The organism is Wenxinia marina DSM 24838, from assembly GCF_000379485.1.
GTDB classification, from domain to species: domain Bacteria; phylum Pseudomonadota; class Alphaproteobacteria; order Rhodobacterales; family Rhodobacteraceae; genus Wenxinia; species Wenxinia marina.
Genome location: NZ_KB902286.1, coordinates 33,954 through 56,878, shown reverse-complemented (window position 1 = coordinate 56,878; position 22,925 = coordinate 33,954). Strand labels below are relative to the sequence as shown.

The following is a 22,925-nucleotide window of genomic DNA, read 5'->3' as shown; positions in this document are numbered from 1 at the left end:
CGGTTCCGCAACGATGCGGCGAGAGCGTGCCGCGGCCGGCGCGCTTCGGCCCGCACGCCGCGCGGGGATCGCGAGTGCGTTCCGGCCGGAAGAGGCCGTCCGCCATCTCGCCGGACCGGAAAGCGTCTGACCGCGGCCCCCTCCGAAGGAAGGGCGGGGGCGGCCCGGCTTAGCGCCCCGAACGCTCGCAGATCCGGGGATGCGACCATTCCCAGCGGTCGTTGTAATCGCCCCCGCGCGAGAGGTTCGTGCCGCGGCGGCCGATCTCCCACAGCCAGCCGACGGTGCCGAGGGAGACCCAGCCCGACGGACAGGGGGAGCCGTCGGTGAAGGTGTAGCGGACCGCCGCCCGTTCCTGCTCCAGATCGTATTCGAGATCGCGCACCCGCGCCTCGAGCCGGGCAAGGCGGTTGTCCTGCCGCGGCAGCACGTCGAGGACCGCGCGCAGCGCATCGGTGGCCTCGGAGATACAGGAATCGAGGCCGCCGCACCCGGTCTGGGCCGAGGCCGTGGCAGGAAGTGTCGCGGACAGGGCGAGGGCGGTAAGGGCGGCGCGCATAGGTAGGGTCTCCGGTTGGCAAGCTTTCCAAGGAACGCCTCCCGCCCGATCAGGGGTTCCCTGCGGGGGCAAGGCCACAGGCCGGACAGGGGGGCGGCCAGCTTGTCACTCCGGGACGTCTCTTTTAGGAAGGCACCGACTGATTTGTTCTGATGCCGGACCCCTTCGCTCCTGTACACGCCTCCTCCGTGCCCGGACAAACCATTGGATACCGACATGACCCTTGATGCCACTCCGGATCCGAAATCCGGGACCAGCGGCCTGCGGAAGGCTCGTGAGACGTCGGATTTCGTTGGCTGGTTGGGACCGTGGAAGACCAATCACGTCACCGGCTGGATCGTCGACAAGCGGGACGAGGACGCACCCGTCCTGGTGACGGTCGAGGCGGGGGGCGTGCCGATCGCCACTCTGGCCGCCGAGGAGCCGCGGACGCATCTGAGTCAGCGCGGGTTCTCGAACACGCATCACGGGTTCAAGGTCCGCATCCCCGACCAGGTCCTCGAGATGGCACGGGGTCAGCCGCTCCGGATGTGGCCGACCCGGAATCCCGCGCATGTCATCGTCTCGAAGGACCGGCTGAAGAAGGAGGCCCCGACACCGGCTGCGTCCGAGCCGCGGACAGTGTCGGACAGGGTTACAGAGGCGCTGAAGGAACGCAGTCGCGGCAAGGAGATCAACTGGGCGAGGCTCGCCGATCTGGGAATCGAGATCTTCGAGGACAGACGGATCCTGAAGGTACTGCTCGGGGCGGGGCGCGGATGTCTCTATGACAAGAGGTTCAAGGAAGCGGAGCGCCTGCTCACCGCCTGCTACGTGCTGTTTCCCGGCGATCACGAGACGCTGTTGTACTTCGCCGCGCTGCTGGTGGAGACGGGCAAGTTCGGGCGGGCCATCGACATGTTCGAGACGCTGCGCGGCACCGGCTGGAATTCCCAGAAGACGCTGCTCGAATATGCAAAGGCACTCACCCGTGCACTCGACAAGGAGGGCCACCAGGCGAACCGCGCGCGCGCCGATACCCTGTGCGAGGTGCTGCGCGAGCTGGCCGATATCGACAATGGCAAGGTGGTCTATTCGCCCAGCATGTGCCTCAGGCTGGCTCATGGTGGCGAGATCGATCTGGCGCTCGAGCTGTGCGACCGGCTGGCGGCGCGCCGTCCCGAGCAGCCGCATGCGCTGATCGCCAAGGCCCGGATCCTCATCGAGCAGGGACGTTACGAGGAGGCGCTCGACAATTCGCGCGAAGTGCTTCGCCGCTGGCCCGGCAACGAGGTGGCGAGCTATCATCTGCAGGTCTATTCCGATTTCACCGATACCGGGCAGGGGGAGCTGTCCTTCGGTATGGTGCTCGAGAAGACGGGCGGCCCGGCGGTGCGGCCGCTGGATCCCGGAGACGGATCCGGGGCCGGACCGGGGGCCCCCATTCCCCTGTCCGAGGCGATCTGCCATGCGGATGCCGGCCCCGACGTGCTCTTTGTCGGAAACGATCGGACCGGGGATGTGCCCGGGGATGCCCCCGGGGCCTGGATCGGGCTGCTCCGGGCCCAGCCGCAGGCAGGCTGCATCGACCTTCCGGAAGGGGGCGCGCTGTGGCGGTCCGCCGCCCTGGCCAATCTCGTCGAGAGCGGGCTGGTCGATCCCGGCCGCCCCCTCGCCGAGCAGCTCGTCCCCTGGCGGGCGCGCTATCTCGACCGCTCCGTGGCCGATGCCGCAAGGCTCGAACAGGTGTTGCTGGTCTCGCGCTACGGGCTGTCGAAATTCGGCGGCGCCGAGCACACGATGTCCTCGCTCGCGGGCTATTACCGGGAGATGGGCGCGGTCACGACGCTGGCGGGAACCGACGAGAGCAGCCCGCAGGATCTCCGACTGTCGGACACGATCCGGGGCGACCGCCTGCCGGCCACCGCCGAGGGGCTGCGCGCCTACATCCTGCGGGGCGGCTTCGACCTCGTCCACGCGATCTCGGGCATGGGCTACCAGGTCGCGCAGGCGCTGGCCTTCACCAACGTGCGGATGGTCTACGGCATCTACTACTGGCGCGACGTGATGGGCCGGGACGGGCTGGAGACCTATTTCGACGATACCGATGCCCCGATCCCGAGGGCCGAGTTCCGCTACATCCTGCGCCGGGCCAGCGCCGTCTTCGTCAATTCGAAGTACACCCAGGAGATCGTGGAGCAGGCGCATCAGGTGCGGCTGCCGATCATCTTCTCGATTCCGGGCGAGGAGGTCTGAGATGCCGCGCAGCGAGAACTTCGTCCTCCTCGTCAACACCCGGCACGAGAAGGGCTTCGACCTGATCCTGAAGGTCGCCGCGCTCCGCCCGGACATCCCCTTCGTCGCGATCGCGAACCAGTCCTCGCTCGATCTCGCCGAGGCGGATGTCCGCCAGCGCGGCCTGCAGAACATCGAAATCGTCGGCAAGGTCGAGGACATGGCGCCCCTCTACCGGGCCGCCAGGGTCGTGGCGGTGCCGAGCTACCGCTTCAAGGAGACCTTCAGCCGGGTCTGCATCGAGGCGCATCGCTTCGGCAAGCCGGTGCTGGGCGCGGATTCGGGCAATATTCCCAACCTGCTGAAGGAGGCGGGCATCGTCCTGCCCGAGGATCCGAAGGTCTGGGCCGCGGAGCTGGGCCGGCTCTACGGCGAGGAAGCGTATTACGACGGACGCGTGGCGCTCGCCCACGAGAATTCCGAGCGCTACTCGCAGGAGCGGCAACGCCACGCCTTCACCGACCTGATCGGCAGCACCGAGACGCCGATCCTGGTTGGGGTGGGGTCGGGCCTCGGCAACATCCTGCATTGCGGCCCGATGATCCGCCGGATCGCAGAGCATTTCGGCACCCGCGTCGATGTCGTGATCACGATCGCCCCTCCGGGCAGCTTGGGACTGCTGCAGAACAGCCGCCATGTCGGCGCGGTCTACATGCTCAAGGACTTCGTGCTCGAGAAGTACTACGATACTGTCCTTCTGACCCACTCGTTCGGCGGCACGAAACCCAACTTCAACGCCCGCGCCGTCCATTACAGCCGGGACTGGAACATGTTCCGGCCCGGCAGGTCCGAGCACGAGACGATCCACAACCTCCGGACCGCCGAGCATTTCCTGGGCGTGCCGTTCGAGGAGGAGGACGCCCGCGCGCATTTCGTCGGCGAGTTCGGCCATGACTGGCACGACAGCCGGATCGTGGGGATCCATGGCGGCTCCAAGCCCGGCTACTGGGATTCCAAACGGTGGAACGGGTTTCCCGCCCTCGCCGAGCGGCTCACCGGCGAGGGGTTCGACGTGCGCTCCTATGGGATGCCGGACGAATACATTCCGGGGACGCGCGACTGCACCGGCGGCTCGATCGAGGAGATGGTCGCGGCGATCGGCGAATGTTCCTATTTCATGGCCAACGACAATGGCGGGATGAACATCGCCAACGCGCTGGGGATCCCGGTCCTGTCGGTCTTCGCCCCGACCGAGGTTGCGACGCGGGCCCCGCTCGGGCGCTGGAACCGCGTGGTCAGCGTCGACAAGGACTGCGCGCCCTGCGAGGTGAAGGACATCGAGAAGTTCCGTTCGGGAACCTGCGCCTGCATCGAGGAGATCACGGTGGACGAGGTCCACCGGGCCTTTCACGAGATGCGCTATGCCCGGCGCGGCACGGCCGCCGTGGAGGGTACGGACATCGTTACAGGAGACGCTGCGGAATGATCATCCACGCCCCCATCTCGGTCGGCGAGCTGTTCGACAAGATCACGATCCTGCGGGTCAAGAACGAGAGGCTCCGCGATCCGGAGCGCCGAGCCCATGTCGCCCACGAACTCGCCCTGCTCGAGGAACTGGCAGCCGGCAAGGTCGAGGTGACGGATGAAATCCGGGGACTGGTCGATGAATTGCAGCAGGTAAATGCCGGCCTGTGGGACATTGAGGACGGCAAACGTGCGGCGGAGCGGACGAAGACCTTCGATGCGGCCTTTATCGACCTGGCACGTCAGGTCTATCTCCAGAACGACCGGAGGGCTGCTGTCAAGAAACGGATCAACCTCCTGACCGGATCGGAAGTGGTCGAGGAAAAGAGTTACGACGAGACGTCGTGACCCTGCGTGAATATTCGTCCGACCCACGGCCAAATTGGCTTACCGTAAGGGCGCCGTATGCCGCCCTTTCAGGTTGCGCTACTTTTTCGGGCACTGTCGGCAAGCTGCTTTCGGAAAGAACATGGCTCAAAATCTGATCGCCGACCTGGGGGTCTTCATTAATCTCGATGAGCGTCCCGATCGGCGGGCGCATATCGAACGGCTCCTGGCGCCCGCTCCATGGCGGATGGTCCGCCTTTCGGCCACGCGCCTGTCGGGCAAGCTTAGCGATCACGACTTGACGGTCGAGCCGGGAACGTCGGCGGCCCTGGCGGTCTGTTCGATATGGCAATCCCATCGTCGGGCGCTCCAGACCTTCCTCGACGCCGGATCGGACGGTCCTTTCGCCCTGATCGAGGACGATCTGCAGCTGCAGCCGTTCTTCTGGACCGACGGCCTCGAGTATCTGCAACGGACGCAATTGCCGGAAGATGCAGATATGGTGTTGCTGAATCCGCGTTACAGGGAACGCAAGCCGACCGATCCGACCGTCGGGAAGCGGTTCGTCGCGCCGCCCCTCGGCCGCGGTTTGACGCGCCTGTCGGAGGTGCTGGAGACGCATCACTGCACTGGCGCCCATTTCTGCATCTTTCCCGACCGGGCAGCCGTCGCGCGTGTTGCCGCGCTCATGGATGCCAAGGAGATGCTCCTGGACGTGGACGTCTTCTATGTTCGAGACACGGTCTGCTACGGGCTGGCCATGAAATCAGTCTCGGCGGGGAAATTCGGCTCCGATCACATCTGATATCCGTCCTGGTCGGCGGGCCGGACCTAGCGGGGGGCTATCCGCCCCTTGGCCAGATCCTCGAACCACTCGTGCCGCGCGAGAAGGATGCGGGCGATCGCACGCAGTTCCGCGCCGCCCGTCCTGGTGCGGTTGAACTCGATCATCAGCTCCAGCGCCAGGGGGTGCAGGCTTTCGTTGAGGTTGAGCCCGTCCACCTCGAGAGCCGCGATCCAGGCATCATCCAGCCCCGCCTTCCGTAGCAGCGCTGTTCCCAGACCGGTCGGGCTTTGCAGGTCGTCCTCGAACCGGACGACATCGACGTTTTCGCCACCTACGGCCGCACGCAGCCGCGCCAGAACGCCATCGAGATCTACCGGTTCGGCGAGCCAGTCCCGGAACTGATCCAGCGGCAGCCGGAGGCGATGCTGCTTGACCGCCTGGTTGTGCACACTCGACAGCCAGCGCTCGGTCTGGCGCTGATACAGGACGAACCGAACAGGATGCGGCGCGAACCCCTCGACGAGTGCCGCGCCGATCTGCCCGATACTGGCATAGATGCGCCGTGTGCCCTGCCGTCCGGGCATGACGCCCGCGATCTCCTCGTCCGAGATCAGCAGGGTGCGCAGCCCGGTGCCGGCGGCGTTCACCAGCGCCCGGCAGGCCGCCAGCACGGCCTCCCGCGCTGTGGCCGCTGCGGCCTCGTCCTCACCGGCGCGCAGCGCTCGGTCGTAGTTCAGGCAGGCGGCATGGAGCGGCTGGCTGGAGGCGTCGGCCTGATGGACCGCGGCGACGGATGGGGGCAGTCGGTCGCGGTTATGGGCCAGAAGGTTCTGAATGAACGTCGAACCGGTTTTGTGAAATCCGGCATGGATCAGTATCTGCAATGTCTTTCCGCCCGGACGGTCAGGTTCCCGAAGGTTTTCTGCCAGCATGGCGGCGGGGCCGCTACCCGAATACGGGCGCGGCGGACGATTTGCCCTTTCTGTGGAGGGGCCGGATCCTCCCGGGGAGCGTCCCCCGAGGGCGCCATGGCGATGACCCTGCCGATCCTGCGCCCGGTCAGGTCAGGAAGAAAAGGGAGGAATACGAACGGGGTGGGGGGCGAAGACCCCGCGCACCAGAAGGAAGAGGACGGGCGGGCCCCGAAAGGCTCCGCCCGCCAGAGGGGAGAATGGGCGGAGTCTAGGAGACCCTGCCCGGTCTCGTATCAGTAGACGTCGAAGTCCGACGCCGTCATCATGTCGCCGAAGTTCTGCAGCACCGCGATCAGCTCGCGGCCCTCGGTGGTCGACCAGTCGTCGTCGTAGGCGATGGCCGTGCGGATGCCGTCGGTGCCGACGACATAGGCTTCCGCCGCCGCGCCGGTGCCGTTGCGCATGTCCGAGAACTCGGAGTCGGTGTAGACCACCTTCTGGTCCTCCGAGGCCGAGATCATCGCGATCGTGTCGACCATGGCGAAGTCGTCCGCCGACAGGTCGCTGTCGCCGCGCGCGCTCGCGTCCTCGTTCGAATTGGCGAAGGAGATCGCACCGTCGTCGAGGAACGAGATCACGTCCTCGCCCTGCGTGAAGTCGGTGATCCGGTCGGCGCCCGTTCCGGCGTCGAAGTGGAACTCGTCGCGGCCCGATCCGCCGGTGAGCCGGTCGTCGCCGAGCAGCCCGCCGAAGATGTCGTCGCCCGAGCCGCCGAACAGCGCGTCGTCGCCGTCGCCGCCGACCAGCAGGTCGTTGCCGGACCGGCCGTAGAGCGCGTCGCGCTCGGAGCCGCCGAACAACATGTCGTTGTTCGAGCCGCCGTCGATGCGGTCGTTGTCGGCCCCGCCGTAGAGCGTGTCGGCGCCGCCGCGGCCCGAGATCGTGTCGTCGCCGTAGCCGCCGTCGAAGAAGTTGCCGGCGTCATCGAGCCGGATCTCGTCGCTGGCATCGGCCCGGAAGCCGTTGATCGCGGCGAGCGCGTCGCTGCCCGAGATCATGTCGAACTCGCCGGCCGCCGCGGGCAGGATCGGCACGAGGCCGTTCTGGGTGCCGTCGACCTCGCCGCCGGTGCCGGCGCCGATCTCCGGCGGCACGACCACGCCGTGGATGACGTATTCGCGCAGGGCGAGATCCATCACGTCCGAGAAGGTGTACTGCGCGCCGGTGACGGGGCTGAAGAAGTTCGCCGCGTCCTGGATGTCGAAGCTCTGAACGTAGAACAGGTTGCCGCTGGCATCGGCGGTCGGCTGGCTGCCGTCAGGGCCCTGCACCGGCATCAGCACGTCGCCGTAGGCTGGCACGCCCTCGAGCACCTCGACGACCCCGTCGCGGTCGGCGTCGTTGCCAAGCGTGGGCGTCTGCGCGTCTGTCGGATTGCCGTCCTCGTCGAACGTGCCGTGGATGTGCTGGACATGCGCGCCGGGCGCCAGGCCTTGCGCCGAGAGAGCCACGTTGATGTAGCCCGAGCCGTCCTCCTCGACGTAATAGCTGGCGAGCACGGAACCGCTCGCTCCCGAACTGTTCAGCGCGACAAGGTCGGTGGCGTAAAAATCCGTCGCCAGGCCGTTGAAGGCTTCGGCGGCGGTGAACGAGTTACCCAAATGGGCCATTCGACATCTCCCTGAGGTCTCGGGCGCGGCGAGGTGCGCGCCCTTGCTTCCAGCAACGGGCCGAAAAACGGATAGTTTCTGACGATCGCGAATTCGTGAGGTCGGCCGCGCCCTGTCCGCCCCTTTAAGGGCCGAAAAGGGGCGGGCGATTGCGGCAGGGCGGGCCCGCGCCTAAGGTGCGCCCCGCCCGGACCGCCCCGGACCGCCCGGGCTTCCCGGAGGGCCTTCGAGCCCCGGATTCCTAAGGAGAGCTGCACAGATGCCGAGCGACAGGACCGACGCGCTGACCGAGATCCGGCGCATTCTCGAGGCGGGAGAGGCCGGGGAGGCGCTGCGGCTGATCGAGGCCCGTGCGGAAGCGGACGCCGGGGCGAGCGGAGCGGCCGGCGCGGAGAGCGCTGGCGATGCGGAGGCGGAGACAGGCGGGAACGCCGCGCCGGAGGCGCCCGCGGCGCCGCCGGTCGATCCCGAGCTCGAGATCCTGCGCGCCCGGGCCGAGATCGCCCTCGCCGAGCCCGACGCGGCGCTGCGCAGCCTCACCCTCGCCGGCGCCGCCGGGGCGGAGGTGGCCGAGGTGCGCGCGCTCTACGCCGATCTGCGCGCCGGGGGCGGCCTGCTCGAGGCCGACGCCCATGCCCGCTTCCTGACCTGGCTGATGGAGGTGGCCCCGGAGGCGGATCTCGGGATGCAACTGGTGCGCATCCAGGTCTCTCGCGGGCGGCCCGGCAAGGCCGGCGAGGCGGCGCGGATCGTGCTCTCGCTCGATCCTTCGCGCTCGGTCGCCTACCGCTATGCCTATGTCGCGGCGCTGCGCGCCGACCAGCCGGAGGAGGCGATCGAGTTCATCCGCGGGGCGATCGACAATGCGCCGGAGGATCCGCGCTTTCCCAACCTGCGCTCGACGATGATGGGACTCGAGCCGGCCCAGGCGCGCGACCTGATGGCGGGCCTGAACGCCCGCTGGCCCGACAGCCTCTCGGCCGGCAGCAAGACCGGCGATCTCGACGCCGAGGACAGCGGCCCCGCACTGATCGCGCGGCGCGCCTATCTCGCCGCGATCGAGGGCGAGACGGAGGAGGCGCTGGCCCTCGCCGTCGAGGCGCGCGACGAGGCCGAGGCCCGCGGCCAGGCGCTCGCCGCGCGCGAGGAGGTGATGGAGGACGTGATCCGCGCGCTGCCCGGCCCCGCCGCGCGGCGCCGCCCGCTGCTGCAGGACAGGGGCGCGGAGGTGACGATGTCGGGTCCCTCGCTCACCGGGGTCACGCTGCTGGGGCTGACCAACCTCGCGCACCGGATGAACTTCGATCACGAGATCATCGACGCGGTGGCGGCCGCGACCGGGGCGGCGACGATCCTGCTGCGCGACTACACCTATCGATTGTTCATCGGCGGGGTGGCCGAACTCGGCCCCGACCGGGCCTCGACCATCGCCGCGCTGCGCGAGAAGCTGGCGGAGTTGAAGACCGAGCGGCTGATCGTCGTCGGCACCTCGGCCGGCGCCTACAGCGCGGTCAGCTACGGCCGCGAACTCGGCGCGGCGGAGACCCACGGGCTCGGCACGCCGACCTCGATCGGACGGTTCCTGACCGGCGGCGACACGCGGGTAAAGGCCCTAATCCGCAAGCTGTCGCGATCCTTCCCGCCCGAGGATCTGGACCTGCGCGAGGTGCTGCCGCGGATCGGCGGTCCCGCCACCCCGATCCATCTGTGGTTCGCCGCGAACCGGGCCACCGACCGCGACCATGCCCGCGACCTGGCCGGTCTCCCGGGGGTCGAGCTGCATCCGCTCGAGGGCCAGAGCGAGCACCAGCTGCTGCCGCGGGTGATCGCGGACGGAAGGCTGCGCGATTGGCTGGAGCCCTGAGGCGCGCGGCCGAGGGACCCGGAAGGGCGGGGCGTCGGCCCCGCCCGGCTCGACTGCAGGATCGCGCTCAGAACGGCAGCGTCGATCCGGCGCGTCGGCAGGCCGGAGATGAAATGGAGCGTCATGCGGCACGTCCTTGCGGTCGGCTTCGGGTTCAGGTTCGCAGCATGCTGCCCCACCGGCGGTCCCGCCATTTCCACGATGCGAGGCGTCCGCGCCATCCGGTGGATCAGGGCTCTCAGCCACCCCGGAATGCGGAATCGTCATCGCGCAGGAACAGTGCGTCGACATGGCGGCGCGGCTTCGGTGTGACGGGGTTCATCAGGTTGTAGAAGCGCAGCCCCCGCGCGGCGAGCGCGCCGATCACCTCGGCGAAGGCGGGGGTGTCCTCGAACCGGTCGAGCACGCTGATCTCGCAGACCAGGAAGGAGACGCGGGGGGCGTGCCGCTCCAGCCCCCGGATCACCGCCAGCTCGTGGCCCTCGACGTCGATCTTGACGCCGAGCCGCCCGGTCCCCGGCGCGCGCGCGTCGAGCAGGTCGTCGAAGGTCGTGACCTCCACCCCGTAGCGGGCCCCGGTCGGCTGCATGGACGACAGTGCGGTGCGGATGTGGAAGGTGCTGTTGGCCGCCTGCTCGAAGAGTTCCATCCGGCCCGTCCGGTCCGACAGGCCCACCGCCGCGAATTCGTAGCGCGCGGGCCGCTCCTTCAGCGCAGCCTCGCAGCCGCGCTGCGGATCGACCAGCAGGAAGGGCAGGTCCGGAAAGGCGTCGTAGAGCCACTTCGTGCCGGTATGGACGCCCACGTCCACGATCAGGTCGGCGCGCGGCGCCAGCGCCTCGATCGCCCGCCGCGGACTGGTGCGGCGCACGAAGCCACGCGCCTTGGCTTCGCGGGCGAAATCGGCGTCGCTGATCAAGGTCATCCCGTGTCCCTTCGTTCCGCCCCCGCGCGGCGTCTCACAGTTCCAGCAAATCGCGGTGGAAGCGGTGCAGCATCAGCAGCCCCCACAGTCCGAGGATCCCGGAGACGAGGAAGACGTAGCCCGGATCGACATAGGTCGCCTCGTATCCGACATAGAAGCCCGCCCGCATCGAGGCCGTGACGTGGATCAGCGGATTGTAGATGAAATAGCCGTTCCAGGGGGCCGGGATCGACTCGTAGAGGATCAGGATCCCCGAGATGAAGAACAGCGGCCGCGTCGCGATCGACCAGACCCGCTGCCAGATCTGGAAGCGGGTGAAGAGGAAGCAGTTGAGCAGCCCCATCCCCACGCCCAGGGCCACGGCCATCGTCAGCGACAGCAGGATCGGCTCGATGACGACCACCGTACGCGTCTCCCAGATCATGCGGATCCCGGTGAGCAGCAGGAAGGTGACCAGCAGGTTGGTCAGCACCGCCAGACCGGTCCGCGCCAGGATCGCGTCGATATAGGTCACGCGCGGATAGGCCAGCAGGGCCCTGGAATAGTTGATCGACTGGGCGGTCTTGTTGGACAGGTCGGTGAACATCGTGAAAGGCAACATGCCGGTCGCCATGAACATGCCGAAATTGGTCCCGAGCGCAGGCGTCCGGAGACCCACCAGCATGAAGAAGGCGGTGATGAAGAGGATGCCCAGGACCGGCTCGATGATGAGCCAGGCATAGCCGCCGGGGGAGCGTCCGTAGCTCGACACCATCTCGCGCAGGATCAGCGCCGCCACCGTGCGCGGCCCGGCGAAGCGCATCGTGCGCCGCACCGGGCGCAGCCGCCGCCGGCCCCGGGACGGGATCGGGACCGGCGGCGCGGCATCCCGGATCGTCGAGGCGGCGGCCGAGTCGGTCACGTTAGTCCGAGCCGAACAGATCGCGGGTGAAGACGCGGTCGGCCACCTCGGCGATGTCGTCGGTCATCCGGTTAGCCACGATCACCTCGGCGCGCACCTTGAAGGCCTCCAGATCCGCGATCACCGGCGAGCCGAAGAACTCCGTCTCTCCGAGCGCCGGTTCGTAGACGATCACCTCGATCCCCTTGGCCTTCAGGCGCTTCATGATCCCCTGGATCGAGCTTTGCCGCCAGTTGTCGGAGCCGGCCTTCATCACCAGGCGGAAGATGCCCACGGTCTTCGGTCCCCGGGCGAGGATCCGGTCGGCGATGAAGTCCTTGCGGGTGCGGTTGGCGTCCACGATCGCCGCGATCAGGTTCTGCGGCACCTCGGAATAGTTCGCCAGCAGCTGCTTGGTGTCCTTGGGCAGGCAATAGCCGCCGTAGCCGAAGGAAGGGTTGTTGTAGTGGCCGCCGATCCTGGGATCGAGGCCGACGCCTTCGATGATCTGCCGGCTGTCCATGCCGTGGGTCATCGCGTAGCTGTCCAGCTCGTTGAAGAAGGCGACCCGCATCGCGAGGTAGGTGTTCGAGAACAGCTTGATCGCCTCGGCCTCGGACGGGTCGGTGAAGAGCACCGGCACGTCCTTCGTCACCGCGCCCTCGAGCAGCAGATCCGCGAAGCGGCGGCCCCGGTCCGAGCGCTCGCCCACCACGATCCGGCTGGGATGCAGGTTGTCGTGCAGCGCCCGCCCCTCGCGCAGGAATTCGGGGCTGAAGATCACATTCTGATGCCCGGTCCGCGCCCGCAGACCCGACACGAAGCCCACCGGCACGGTTGATTTCACCACGACCAAGGCGGCCGGCGCGAGCGCGGCGGCCTGCTCGGCCACCGCCTCGACCGAGCGGGTGTCGAAATGGTTGGTCACGGGGTCGTAGTTGGTGGGCGTGGCCACGATGACGATCTCGGCCCCCGTCAGCGCCTCTTCCGGCCGGGCGGTGGCCCGCAGGTCGAGCGCCCCCCCGGCGAGGAAACGCTCGATGTCGGGATCGACGATCGGGCTCTGCCCGGCATTCAGCCTCTCGACGCGCCGCTGATCGAGATCGAGCGCCACGACCTCGTGGTTCTGGGCCAGCAGGACGGCGTTCGACAGGCCCACATAGCCGATGCCGGCGACGGCAATCTTCATTTCTCTCACTCCGGTCGCTTTGCTTCCGGGCAGGAAAGGCAAACGCGCTCCCGATGCAAGGCCCGAGGCGCCGCGACCGGCCTGCAGGGGCACGGGGGCGGATCGTGGTCCCGGGGTCACGCAAGCCCGTTTCTGCCGCCCGGGCGAAGATTCGTCTGACTTGGGGCCGTGGGAGATTCCACAAACGGAAAGCGCGAGGCCTTTTTCACGAAAAAGCCGCGGGACGGGGAAATTTTGTTCACATTCCGCCCAGTAAGGAAGGGCGGATCCGGGGCTTGGTTCGGCTCCGAAACAGGGACACGTACTCTATGGCCATCATCAGACTGACCCAAGGCGCGGACAGCGCCCGGGGAACCTCCGGCGACGACATCGTCGAGTTTCCGCCGAGCCTCGGCAACCTCTCGCCCGCCGACCGGATCTCGCTCGGCGCGGGCTTCGACACCGTCGTGCTCGAGCGGGAGGGCGAGCTGTCGTTCGATTCAGGCATGTTCGCCGGGTTCACGGGCCTCGACGCGATGGACCTGTCCTCGCTCAGCGACCTGAAATTCAAGTTTCTGCCCAGCCTGCTCGACCAGTCCGACGACGGCACCTTCACTTTGATCTTCGACGACGACCCGATCACCCAGCTCGACCTGCGCGAGGTGGGCAGCCGGGAAGGGGTGATCCTCGCCGGGACCGGCCGCGTGACGATCTACGACACCGACGCGGCGCTGCCGACCTCGATCCGGGTCGCGGACGGCGTGAACGGCGACGTCCTCGGCGGGCGCGGGGACGACACGATGCATGGCGGCACCGGATCGGACCGGCTGCGCGGCGGCGCGGGCGACGACACGCTGACCGGCGGCGGCGGGCGCGACCGGCTCGAGGGCGGCGACGGCGATGACGTGCTGAAATCGGGCGACGGATCGCCCACGCTGACCGGCGGGGACGGGCACGACCTCTTCGTCGTCGAGGCGGGTGCCGGCGCGGTGACGATCACCGATCTCGACACCGCCGACTACCTGGAGCGGGTGGACATCTCCGCGCTCGGCCGCATCCGCGGCATGGACGACATCGACGTCGCCACCTCGGGGCGTGACCTGCGGCTGACCGGCGACGGGCTCGACCTCACGCTCAAGGGCGCCGCGGGCGGGGATTTCGACGCCCGCGACCTGATCTTTGCGGGCCAGGACCGGGGCGTCTTCTTCGCCGATGCGGACACCGCCACGATCGAGCTGGTCGAGCTGATCGCCGGCGCCCCCGTCGGCGCCACGATCAATCTCGAGGCCGGCAGGTTCGACATCACCGAAAGCCTGCGCATCGCGCGCTCGGACATCACGATCAAGGGCGCGGGCGAGGGCGAGACGATCCTGCGCAACGCCATTCCCGACGCCGCCGCGGCGCCGGTGATCCTGGCGCTGACCGACGACGTGCTGTTCGACGCGGTGACGCCCGTCGCCGCCGACGCCGCCGCCGGGTCGCGCACGATCCGGCTGCGCGACGCCTCGGACTTCAAGGTGGGCGACCTCATCTTCATCCACCAGCCGAACGACGCCGCCTGGCTGGAGGAGACCGGCAATACCGGCTGGAACGAGCCGGTCAACGAGGCGCGCCCGTCCGATTACTGGCTGCGCGAAGTGCGCACTCGCGTCGAGGCGGTCGACGGCGACACCGTCACGCTTGCCGACCCGCTGCCCTTCACCTTCGAGGGCGGGCAGGCGCAGGCGCGCCGGTCCACCTACCTCGAGAACGTGCACCTGTCGGACTTCACCGTGCAGGGGCGCTGGGGCGAGGCCGACAGCTACGACTTCTCCAACACGATGCGGGCCTGGAACTCGATCCCCGCGATCGAGCTCGACGGGCTGGAGAACTCCACGATCTCCCGCGTCAGCGTGATCGACCCGGCGAGCCACGCCTTCCGCTTCCAGCGAACCTACGAGGTCGAGGGCAGCGATCTCTACGCCGAGGGCGCCCACAACAAGGATCCCTCGAACGGCTACCACTACTATCTCTATGAATCGTTCCGCACGACGCTGGAGGACATCACCTCGATCGACGCACGCCACGCGGTGCTGTTCTCGTCGTTCCACGCCGAGCACTACAACGACATCCATGTCGCTTTCGCCAACCGCGACATCAACTTCCACGGCAGCCCCGATGCCGACAACCGTGTCGTCGTGGACGAGATGATCCAGGACTATCCCGCGGGCGTGATGCCGCAATGGATGGCGGTGAACCCGGGCATCTTCCCCGAGCACCCCTATTCCACGATCGAGGACAACGACGTCACCTTCCGCCACCTGCAGGCGGCCGAGCGGCCTGATATCGTCACCGCCTCGGACGAGGCGACGATCGCTGTCCAGGTCGGCAAGCTGAACCTCAGGCTCGGCGGGGATCTCTCCACCGGCGAGAACAGCGACCGGCTGATCGGCGGCGACGCGATCGACTTCCTCGCCGGCGGCCGCGGCGACGACCGGATGACCGGCGGCGGCAATCTCGACGCCTTCATCTACGCCACCGGCGGCGGCAACGACGAGATCACCGACTTCAAGGCCGGCGGCCGTGGCTCCGACGTGATCGCGCTGGTCGGCACCGCCTATACCAAGTTCAATCAGCTCGAACTGGTGAGAGACGGCGACGACACGATCGTCAGCATGGGGCTGGACGCCTCGATCCGGCTCAAGGACGTCTCGCCGGGCCAGTTGTCGTCCAAGAACTTCAAGTTCTTCGCGGAAAGGCCGGGCGGCTTCGCCGACAAGTACTTCGACGACGCCGACAGCTCGATCACGGACGTGGCGCGGGCCGACGAGATGTTCATCCTCGGCAGCCAGGGCGATGACAGCTTCACGATCAGCCGCTCGCACTTCGAGAGCGACGACTTCCGGGCCATCACGGGCGCGGGCTTCGACACGATGAAGCTCGACGTGTCCTTCTATACCGGCCCGCTGGGCGAGACCGGGAACTACTCGGGCGTCGACGCCTTCGACATGACCTCCATCAACAATCTCGACCTCACGGTGTCGAGGCGGTCGATCGGCCAGTCCGATGCCAACGAGCTCACGCTGGACATCGGCAATTCCGGCACCACGACGAAAATGGGCTTCGGCGATCTCGGCGGCGGCCTGGTGCGGATCGAGGGCTCGCGCGAGATCACCGTCACCGGCGGCGCGGCCAACGTGGCCTTCACCGATGCGGTGGGCGGCCGGATCGTCGGCGCGGGCGGCGACGACACGTTCCGCGGCGGCTCCAAGTCCGACCGGTTCGAGGGCGGCCGCGGCGCCGACAGCTTCGTCTTCGAAGTGCCGGGCGACGGCTTCCGCGCCACCGACCGGATCGCCGATTTCGAGAGCGGGCGCGACCGCATCGTGCTCGACGTGCCGGAGGAGGGCTATCCCCAGGGCCGGCTGCCGGGCCAGGTCTTCGCCTACGACGAGGCGCGCGACGGCGGCGACCGGGTGGTATACGACCGCGCCACGGGCGAGCTGATCATCGACCTCAACGGCTCGGGCCGCGGCGGCGAGAACGTGATCGCCGTCCTCGAGGACGCGCCCGACCTGGCGGCCACGGACATCTTCCTGATCTGATGGTCGCGCGGGGCGGGGCGGTCGTCCCGCCCCGCCCCGCGCGTCGATCGGTCCCCCGGTTCTCTCCATGACGAAGGGTGGTCCGGACAGGATCGGGCGCGCCGGGCGCCGGGGCCGCCTCAGATCGCCTCGGCCTCGATCCGCATCACCTCGAGCGCGAGGTCGTTGAAGTCGCGGTCGCCGTCGAACAGCGTCGCCTCGAAGGCGAAGGTGATCGCACCGCCCCCGCTTTCTAGCCCGGCGACGGCATGGACCTGCAGGTCGCGGTTCAGGTCGGCGCCATCGCCATGCACGAGGCCGGCCCGGATCACCGCCCCGTCGAGGGCGGGCAGAACGTAGTTGCCGTCCTCCAGCGTCGCCGCCTCGCCCAATTGGTTGACGAACTCGAACCGATCGGCGGAGTCCCCCCCAACCGGCAGGTCCGCCTCGGTCTCCAGCAGGAAGAAGCCGAGCCGATGACCGGCCTCCACCCCGTCCACGACGGTCTCGCGCGGAGCACCGCCGCCCTCCCGCGCCTCCAGCGGCGCGAAGAGGATCCGGGCATCGATCAGCGCGCCGCCTCCGTCGATCTCGTAGACGCCGAGCGCGGGGGCGGCGCCTGCGTCGCCGAGATCGCGCTCGGTCACCCGGAAGGCCGTCGTCCCGTCGCCGGTCAGGTAGGCGCGGGCGAAGCCCGCGTTGCCGCGGCCGACATACTGCTCCACCCCCTCTTCGAGGTCCGGCAGGGCGGGAGCGAAGTTGACGATCGTGTCGTCGCCCAAGCGCGTGACCAGCAGTTCGCTGTCGCGCAGCCGCGCGTCCACCCGCATGGTGCCCTCGTCCACCCCGTCACCGTCGAGATCGAGCCCCGCGGTCTGGGTCCCCTTGTAGACGGTGATGTCCTCGCGGGTGAACGCCACGTCCTCGAAGAGGATCGTGTCGCCGCGCAGGGCGCCGAGGACGGTGTCGCCGAAATGCTCCTCGGCGGTCCCGGTCAGCACCCGCTCGCCGCCGTCATCGTCCGACCAGCCGAAGAAGCGCTCCCGCAGCTGGATCACGTCCTCCCCCAGGCCGGATCGGATCACGACCCGGCCGGACGCGCCCTGCGCCTCGATCGCGTCGGCCCCGTCGGTGCCGAGGATCGTGCCGTCGCCGTCCTCGTCGCGGATCGGCCGGGTCAGGTCGAAGCCGACGAGGCCGCTGCCGTCGGAGGTGAAGCTGATCGGCCCGGCCTGCGGCAGCAGGCGCAGCGCCGCATCCGAGCCCGAGGCGCCGAGCGTGCCGTAGGCGCCCGACCCGTCCCCGGCGATGAACCCGATCCGGGCGTCGTCGGTCCACTCGATCGCCTCGTAGCGCAGGTCGACGCGGAAATCGCCCGGCGCCTGGCCCGCCTCGCCGCCGATATCGGTGATCGTCATCTGGAAGGCGTTGACCGGCACCTCCTCGCCCAGCTGGCCGTAATAGCCGAAGGGGACGACATCGTCCCAGGTGACGGTGAAGGTGCCGGCCCCGGCATCGAGATCCCACCAGACGCTGTTGGTTCCCTGGGAAGTTCCGCCGGGGCTGGCGGTGACGGGTATCCTGTCCGAGGGGTCGATATCCGTCCAGAACGGAAAGATGCCCGCCACCTCCAGCGTCGATAGCCCCTGCGGCCAGAACTGGCTGAATCCGCGCTCGAAGGTGACGTTGCCGTTGGCGTTGATCCAGAGGCCGTCATGGACCGCGCCGAAGAAGTTCAGCCCGTCCGGAAACACCTCCGACAGGTCGATCCGCCCCGAATTGCCGTCATCGGTGGGCTCCATCCGGTTCTCGCCGAAGCCGACCTCGCCGCCGAGGGTGTTGATAAGATCCATGCCGGCGCCTCCTTGCCTGACCTTCGGGAAGGCTAGGCGGGATCGGGCCGGGGAACAACCTTCGGTGACTGGACGGCGACCGGCGGGGGGCCATCTACCGGAAGGGTCATCGGTCCGGGACGCGGGCGATCCGATCCGCGGCCGGTCCTCCCCGCCCGCCAACCGAAAACAGGGACCCGTCCGTCCGATGATCCATGTCTGCCTGCGCCGCGCGCGCGCCCTTCTCGTCCTCGCCGGGCTCCTCTTCGCGGCGGCCGCGCCGGTGGCGGCGCAGGACGATCCGCTGCGGATCGGCGGCTACGAGGTCGCGGCGCTCGACCTCGTCTGGGCCGGACATGATGTGGGGTTCGAGATCCTCGAAGGCGGAACCCGCGTCTATGTCGCCTATTACGACGCGACCCGGCAGCTCACCCTCGCCTCGGCGCGGATCGGCGCCCAGGACTGGGACTTCTGCAAGCTCGACAGCATGGTGGGCTGGGACAGTCATAACCAGATCGCGCTCGGCCTCGACGCGGCGGGCAATCTGCACGTCGCGGCCAACATGCATGGCAGCGACCTGAGCTACTGGCGCACCACCGAGCCGGGCGACGTCTGCAGCGCCGAGCCGCTGGCGGTGCTGACCGATGCCGCGGCCGAGCAGGCGATGAGCTATCCGCGCTTCCTGCGCGATGCGGCGGGGGAGCTGATCTACGCCTATCGCGACGGCACGTCCGGGCGGGGCGACCAGATCTACCTCGCCTACGACACGCGGCGCGAGCGGTTCACGCGCATCTCGGACGCGCCGCTGATCGACGGCGAGGGGCTCTACAACGCCTATCTGCGCGGCCCGGTCCAGGGGCCGGACGGCTGGTTCCACATCGCCTTCGTCTGGCGCGACACGCCCGATGCGCGCACCAACCACGATCTCGGCTACGCCCGCTCGCGCGACCTGCGCGACTGGGAGACGTCGCGCGGCCGGCCGCTGCCTCTGCCGATCACCTACGGCACCGCCGAGATCGTCGACCCGGTGCCGGTCGAGGCGGGGATGATCAACAACAATACCCCCGTGGGCTTCGACCCCGACGGCCGCCCGGTCATCGCCTATCACAAGTTCGACGCCGCCGGGGACACGCAGGTCTTCCTTGCCCGCGATACCGGGACCGGCTGGGAGATCGTGCAGGCGACCCGGTGGCGGGATTTCCGCTGGGAATTCGGCGGCACCGGCACGCTCGACTTCCGACTGGTGCTGGATGCGCCCCGGTCCGAGGGGGACTGGCTGATCGTGCCGATCCGCCGCGACGGGCGCTCGCTCGAACTGGTCGTCGATCCCTACGATCTGCGCGTGGTGGAGGAGCGCGAGGTGCGGACCTTCGCCGACCGCGTCGCGCCCTACATCGACCGCGAGGAAGGTCTCAGGATCCGCACCACGACCGAGACCTTCTCGGGCGATCCCGATCCCTACAGGCTGATCTGGACGACCCTGCCCAGCAACCGCGACGCGCCGCGCTTCGACATCCCCGACCCTACCGTGCTTCGGGTGCTGACGCCGCTGTCGCGGGTGGAGTGAGGCCCCGGAAATCGGTTGGATGTAGCCGGAGAGCTGTCATTACATCCTGTAGATCAGCTTCATGTCGGAGACGTGGCAATCGGAGGTCCTGGCCCATCGCGTTGTAGGCCGGGCCGTGCGCGTTGCGGTCGACCAGCAGCCCGTTCCCGGTGCGGCGGGCGTCAGGCGGCGAGGGCCGCCGATTCCTGCCAGGCCTTCGGAAGATCGCCGCCCAGGCGGCGATGGACGGCGGCGTATTGCGGGGCGAGCAGCGCGGCGAGGGCGGCGGCGTTGCGCCGGGCGAGCGGGGGGATGTCGGGCGCGTCGGGAAGGTCGGGCTCGCGCTCCTCGGGCAGGGGCGGGATCTCGAGTGCCTCGGTCAGGCGCATCACCTCGGCCCGGGCAGTGGCGGGATCGTCCAGCCGCTCGTGCAGCAGGATGGTGAGCCGGTCCTCGGGCAGCACGGCGGACAGCGTGTCGAGGATGCGGGCGTAATCGGCAAAGGGAAAGCGGGCCAGCGCCTTGCGGGTGCCGCTGCGGACCAGCGACTGCACCACCTCGCCGAGGCCGCGCGGCGTGCGCTTCGACGGCGGGGTGTCGAGGCAGATCTCTTCCCAGAGGCGGGCGACCGGGTCGCGCAGCACGATGGCGTAGTGCGCCGGGCCGATCGCGTCCATCTCGCCCAGGGTATCGGCGTTGGCACGCGCGTAATCGGGGGTGAGGTCGCAGATCACCGGCTGCGCACGCCAGCCGGTCAGCAGGTAGTCGACATAGGCGTCGTGCTTCTCGGCGCCTGACCGGTCGGCCGCATGCATCCGCACCAGGGCGCCCATCTCCTCGAGCTTGCGCAGCTTGTCGCGCCGCGCGGCACCCTCTGTCCGGCCCGCCTCGGCCGCGAGCTTGCGCAGGGTGCGCTCGCGGTGCGACACGATCTCCTCGCCGCGCTCGCCCTCGGTATCGAAGTAATGCGGCTCGCGGGTCAGCGTGGTGAAGCAGCCCTTGTGGCGGCGCAGGCAATCGCCCAGCCAGTCGAACCGCGTCGCGGGCAGGCCGAGCCCGTAGAGCAGCCGCGCCTTGGCCGGGAAGGCGGCGTGGCGCTCGGTCTCGCCAGCCTTGTCCTCGAAGCTCGCAGCCGCGTGGTGGCTGTCGGGATCGAGGGTGGCGGTGTAGCGGTCGATCGCCTCCTCGATGTCCTCGTAGTAATGCAGCCGGCCGTTCTCGAGCATCGCCCCCGCGGTGCACAAATCCCGCAGCTGCCCCATCGAGTGGCTGACATAGATCGCGCCGGCCTTCTCCATCCGGGCATGGAACACCTCGGCGGACTTCTTGCGGAACGAGGCATCGCCGACGGCGGTGATCTCGTCCACCAGATAGGTGTCGAAGGCCAGCCCCATGTTCAGCCCGAACGACAACCGCCCCCGCATGCCCGAGGAATAGGATCGCACCGGCAGGTGGAAATGGGGTCCGAGCTCGGCGAAATCCTCGACCCAGTCCATCAGACTCTGCGTGTCGGCGCCGTAGATCCGCGCCACGAACAGCGTGTTCTGCGCCCCCGTGAGATCGGCATGGAGCGACGAGACGAGGCCCACGGGAAACGAGATCGACCCGGTCGAGAGCACCCGCCCCGAGGTCGGCGAGGAGGTGCCCGCGATCAGCCGCAGCAGGGTGGACTTGCCGGCGCCGTTGCGGCCCACGAGCCCGACGGAGGTGCCGGTCGGGAAGGTGACGTTGAGATTGTCGGCGACCGTCTTGCGGATGCCGTTCATCACGAAGGTCTTGGTCAGGTTCTCGAGCACGATCACGCGAACCGTTCCCCTATCGCCGATCCCGGATCGCGTAGGCCGCAAGCACCAGGATCGCCCAGGCCAGGAAGGCGAAGAGCGCGGTCAGCAATGTCAGTTCCAGCCGCCGGGGCAGCGTCGGCGCCTCGGCCAGCGTCGGGCGGACATGGGCCGCGAGATAGCGGCTCTGCCGTCGCGCCTCGGCCACCGAGCTGTCGAAGGTCGCGAGCGCGGCGGTGTAGGATTGCTCGGCAAATTGCAGATCGACGATGAGCCGCTCGTATTCGCCCACGAGATCGGCGAAGGCGGTTCCGTCGTTCACCGCTCCCTCGGCCGTGCCGAAGCCGAGCTTGTTGCGCTCCTCCGCGATCCGCGACTCGATCGCGGCGATCCGGTTCTCGGTCTGGGCGATCCGCGGATCGCCCTCGTTGGTGGTGTCGCGCAGCAGGTCGAGATCGACCAGCGTCTGGGCGAGCTGGGCCTGCAGCGAGGACAGGATGCCCATCTGGCTCTGGATCGAGGCGGCGGGATCGACGATCTGGGTGCGGTTGCGGAACTGGGTGATCGCCTCGCGCGCGGTCTTCAACCGCTCGACCGCGGTGTCGAGCTCCTCGCGGGCATAGCCCGTCGCGTCGGCCCGCGCGATGGCCGAGAGCTCGTTGATCATCTGCGCGCTCATGTCGTAGATCATCTGCGCGATGGCCTGCGCGTCCTCGGGCGTGAAGGCCTGCACGCGCAGCTCCAGCAAACCCGTCGTGCCGTCGTTGTAGACCCGCACCATGTCGCGCCAGTACTCGGTCAGATCCTCGATCGTGCCGGGGGGATCGTAGGCGAAGACCGGATCGACCGAGGCCGGGACCCGGCTCCAGATCGCGCGCAGGTCGAGCGCGTCGTCGATCCGGCGCACCAGCTCCTGGCTCTGGATGTAGTCGTAGAGGATGTCGGTGTCCGAGGAGGAGGAGCCCGACATCTGCGCGATCCCGCCCAGCAGTTCGATCGCCGAGCCGACCTCCTCGGTCCGGACCGAGAAGCCGGCGGTCGAGACGTAGCGGTCCGCGGCGCGGAACCACATGTACCAGCCGGCGACGAGGGTGGGGCCGACCACCAGGAGCACGAAACTGAGCAGCACCATGAAATGCCGCTTGCGCGGCCGCGCCCGGGCGGCCTGCCCTATGGTGGGAGCCTGCGTGTCCGCCTCGGCGCCAGACGAAGGGGTGGTGTCGGTCATGGCGGTAACGGCTCCGGGACAGGTGTGAAGGGCGGTGGCGCCGAAACACGGGGGGAAGGAGGAGGAGGAGAGGGAAGGGAGGGGTCCGAACCGGCCCGAAACGATTGTAATCCGAAGCGAACTTATACATGCAGGACGCTCCT

The 22,925-nt window shown here is 68.6% G+C and carries 16 protein-coding genes; 7 read left to right on the top strand and 9 right to left on the bottom strand.

The features are described 5' to 3' along the window. Positions 1 to 169: 169 nt before the first annotated feature. Positions 170 to 559 carry a hypothetical protein gene (locus A37W_RS0108510; RefSeq protein ID WP_018302608.1) on the bottom strand — a complete coding sequence of 130 codons (390 nt, stop codon included), beginning with the start codon at positions 557 to 559 and terminating at the stop codon, positions 170 to 172. Positions 560 to 859: 300 nt separating this feature from the next. Here A37W_RS0108510 and A37W_RS24025 point away from each other — a divergent pair, with 300 nt between their 5' ends. The 4 genes from A37W_RS24025 to A37W_RS0108490 all read left to right on the top strand — a co-directional run bounded on the left by A37W_RS24025 (position 860) and on the right by A37W_RS0108490 (position 5,429). Further along, positions 860 to 2,794 (top strand): tetratricopeptide repeat protein, encoded by a 1,935-nt coding sequence (locus A37W_RS24025; RefSeq protein WP_018302607.1) that lies wholly within the window; start codon positions 860 to 862, stop codon positions 2,792 to 2,794. 1 nt (position 2,795) lies between these two features. Next, the gene (locus A37W_RS0108500; protein WP_018302606.1) at positions 2,796 to 4,259 is read left to right on the top strand and encodes a glycosyltransferase; all 1,464 of its coding nucleotides are present in this window, start codon (positions 2,796 to 2,798) and stop codon (positions 4,257 to 4,259) included. Further along, positions 4,256 to 4,645: a DUF6165 family protein gene (locus A37W_RS0108495; protein WP_018302605.1), complete on the top strand. Its 390-nt coding sequence runs from the start codon at positions 4,256 to 4,258 to the stop codon at positions 4,643 to 4,645. Before A37W_RS0108500 ends, A37W_RS0108495 begins: the two co-directional genes overlap by 4 nt. Positions 4,646 to 4,766: 121 nt before the next feature. After that, entirely contained in the window at positions 4,767 to 5,429 is a 663-nt protein-coding gene (locus A37W_RS0108490) for a glycosyltransferase family 25 protein (protein WP_018302604.1), read from the top strand. A gap of 26 nt (positions 5,430 to 5,455) precedes the next feature. On the opposite strand, the gene A37W_RS0108485 is transcribed toward A37W_RS0108490, so the two are convergent. Both A37W_RS0108485 and A37W_RS21320 read right to left on the bottom strand, forming a co-directional pair. Next, complete coding sequence (locus A37W_RS0108485; protein ID WP_018302603.1) at positions 5,456 to 6,295, bottom strand: hypothetical protein; 840 nt, start codon at positions 6,293 to 6,295, stop codon at positions 5,456 to 5,458. Between the two features lie 323 nt (positions 6,296 to 6,618). Next, positions 6,619 to 7,995 (bottom strand): calcium-binding protein, encoded by a 1,377-nt coding sequence (locus A37W_RS21320; RefSeq protein ID WP_018302602.1) that lies wholly within the window; start codon positions 7,993 to 7,995, stop codon positions 6,619 to 6,621. 259 nt (positions 7,996 to 8,254) lie between these two features. On the opposite strand from A37W_RS21320, the gene A37W_RS0108475 reads away from it, so the two are divergent. Continuing rightward, positions 8,255 to 9,859: a tetratricopeptide repeat protein gene (locus A37W_RS0108475; RefSeq protein WP_026198376.1), complete on the top strand. Its 1,605-nt coding sequence runs from the start codon at positions 8,255 to 8,257 to the stop codon at positions 9,857 to 9,859. Between the two features lie 238 nt (positions 9,860 to 10,097). Here A37W_RS0108475 and A37W_RS0108470 read toward each other — a convergent pair whose 3' ends face one another. Genes A37W_RS0108470 through A37W_RS0108460 form a run of 3 tightly spaced genes read right to left on the bottom strand, consistent with a single transcriptional unit; the run spans position 10,098 to position 12,853 of the window. Next, positions 10,098 to 10,784: an FkbM family methyltransferase gene (locus A37W_RS0108470; protein ID WP_018302601.1), complete on the bottom strand. Its 687-nt coding sequence runs from the start codon at positions 10,782 to 10,784 to the stop codon at positions 10,098 to 10,100. 34 nt (positions 10,785 to 10,818) lie between these two features. Next, on the bottom strand, positions 10,819 to 11,685 hold the full coding sequence (locus A37W_RS0108465) for an ABC transporter permease (protein WP_018302600.1): 867 nt from the start codon (positions 11,683 to 11,685) through the stop codon (positions 10,819 to 10,821). A gap of 1 nt (position 11,686) precedes the next feature. Continuing rightward, complete coding sequence (locus A37W_RS0108460) at positions 11,687 to 12,853, bottom strand: nucleotide sugar dehydrogenase (protein WP_018302599.1); 1,167 nt, start codon at positions 12,851 to 12,853, stop codon at positions 11,687 to 11,689. A gap of 308 nt (positions 12,854 to 13,161) precedes the next feature. Between A37W_RS0108460 and A37W_RS22765 the strand changes: the two genes are divergently transcribed. Then, complete coding sequence (locus A37W_RS22765) at positions 13,162 to 16,416, top strand: calcium-binding protein (RefSeq protein ID WP_018302598.1); 3,255 nt, start codon at positions 13,162 to 13,164, stop codon at positions 16,414 to 16,416. Between the two features lie 119 nt (positions 16,417 to 16,535). Here the strand turns inward: A37W_RS22765 and A37W_RS0108450 are convergent, their stop codons facing one another. Continuing rightward, positions 16,536 to 18,248, bottom strand: coding sequence for a nidogen-like domain-containing protein (locus A37W_RS0108450; RefSeq protein ID WP_018302597.1), 1,713 nt, complete (start codon positions 18,246 to 18,248; stop codon positions 16,536 to 16,538). A 187-nt stretch (positions 18,249 to 18,435) separates the two neighbouring features. Between A37W_RS0108450 and A37W_RS21310 the strand changes: the two genes are divergently transcribed. Continuing rightward, positions 18,436 to 19,794, top strand: a complete 1,359-nt coding sequence (locus A37W_RS21310) for a BNR repeat-containing protein (RefSeq protein ID WP_018302596.1) — start codon at positions 18,436 to 18,438, stop codon at positions 19,792 to 19,794. Positions 19,795 to 19,955: 161 nt separating this feature from the next. Here the strand turns inward: A37W_RS21310 and A37W_RS24690 are convergent, their stop codons facing one another. Then, entirely contained in the window at positions 19,956 to 21,575 is a 1,620-nt protein-coding gene (locus A37W_RS24690; RefSeq protein ID WP_018302595.1) for an ABC transporter ATP-binding protein, read from the bottom strand. A gap of 13 nt (positions 21,576 to 21,588) precedes the next feature. After that, on the bottom strand, positions 21,589 to 22,782 hold the full coding sequence (locus A37W_RS0108435; protein WP_018302594.1) for a KpsE/RkpR family capsule polysaccharide export protein: 1,194 nt from the start codon (positions 22,780 to 22,782) through the stop codon (positions 21,589 to 21,591). Between the last annotated feature and the right edge of the window lie 143 nt (positions 22,783 to 22,925).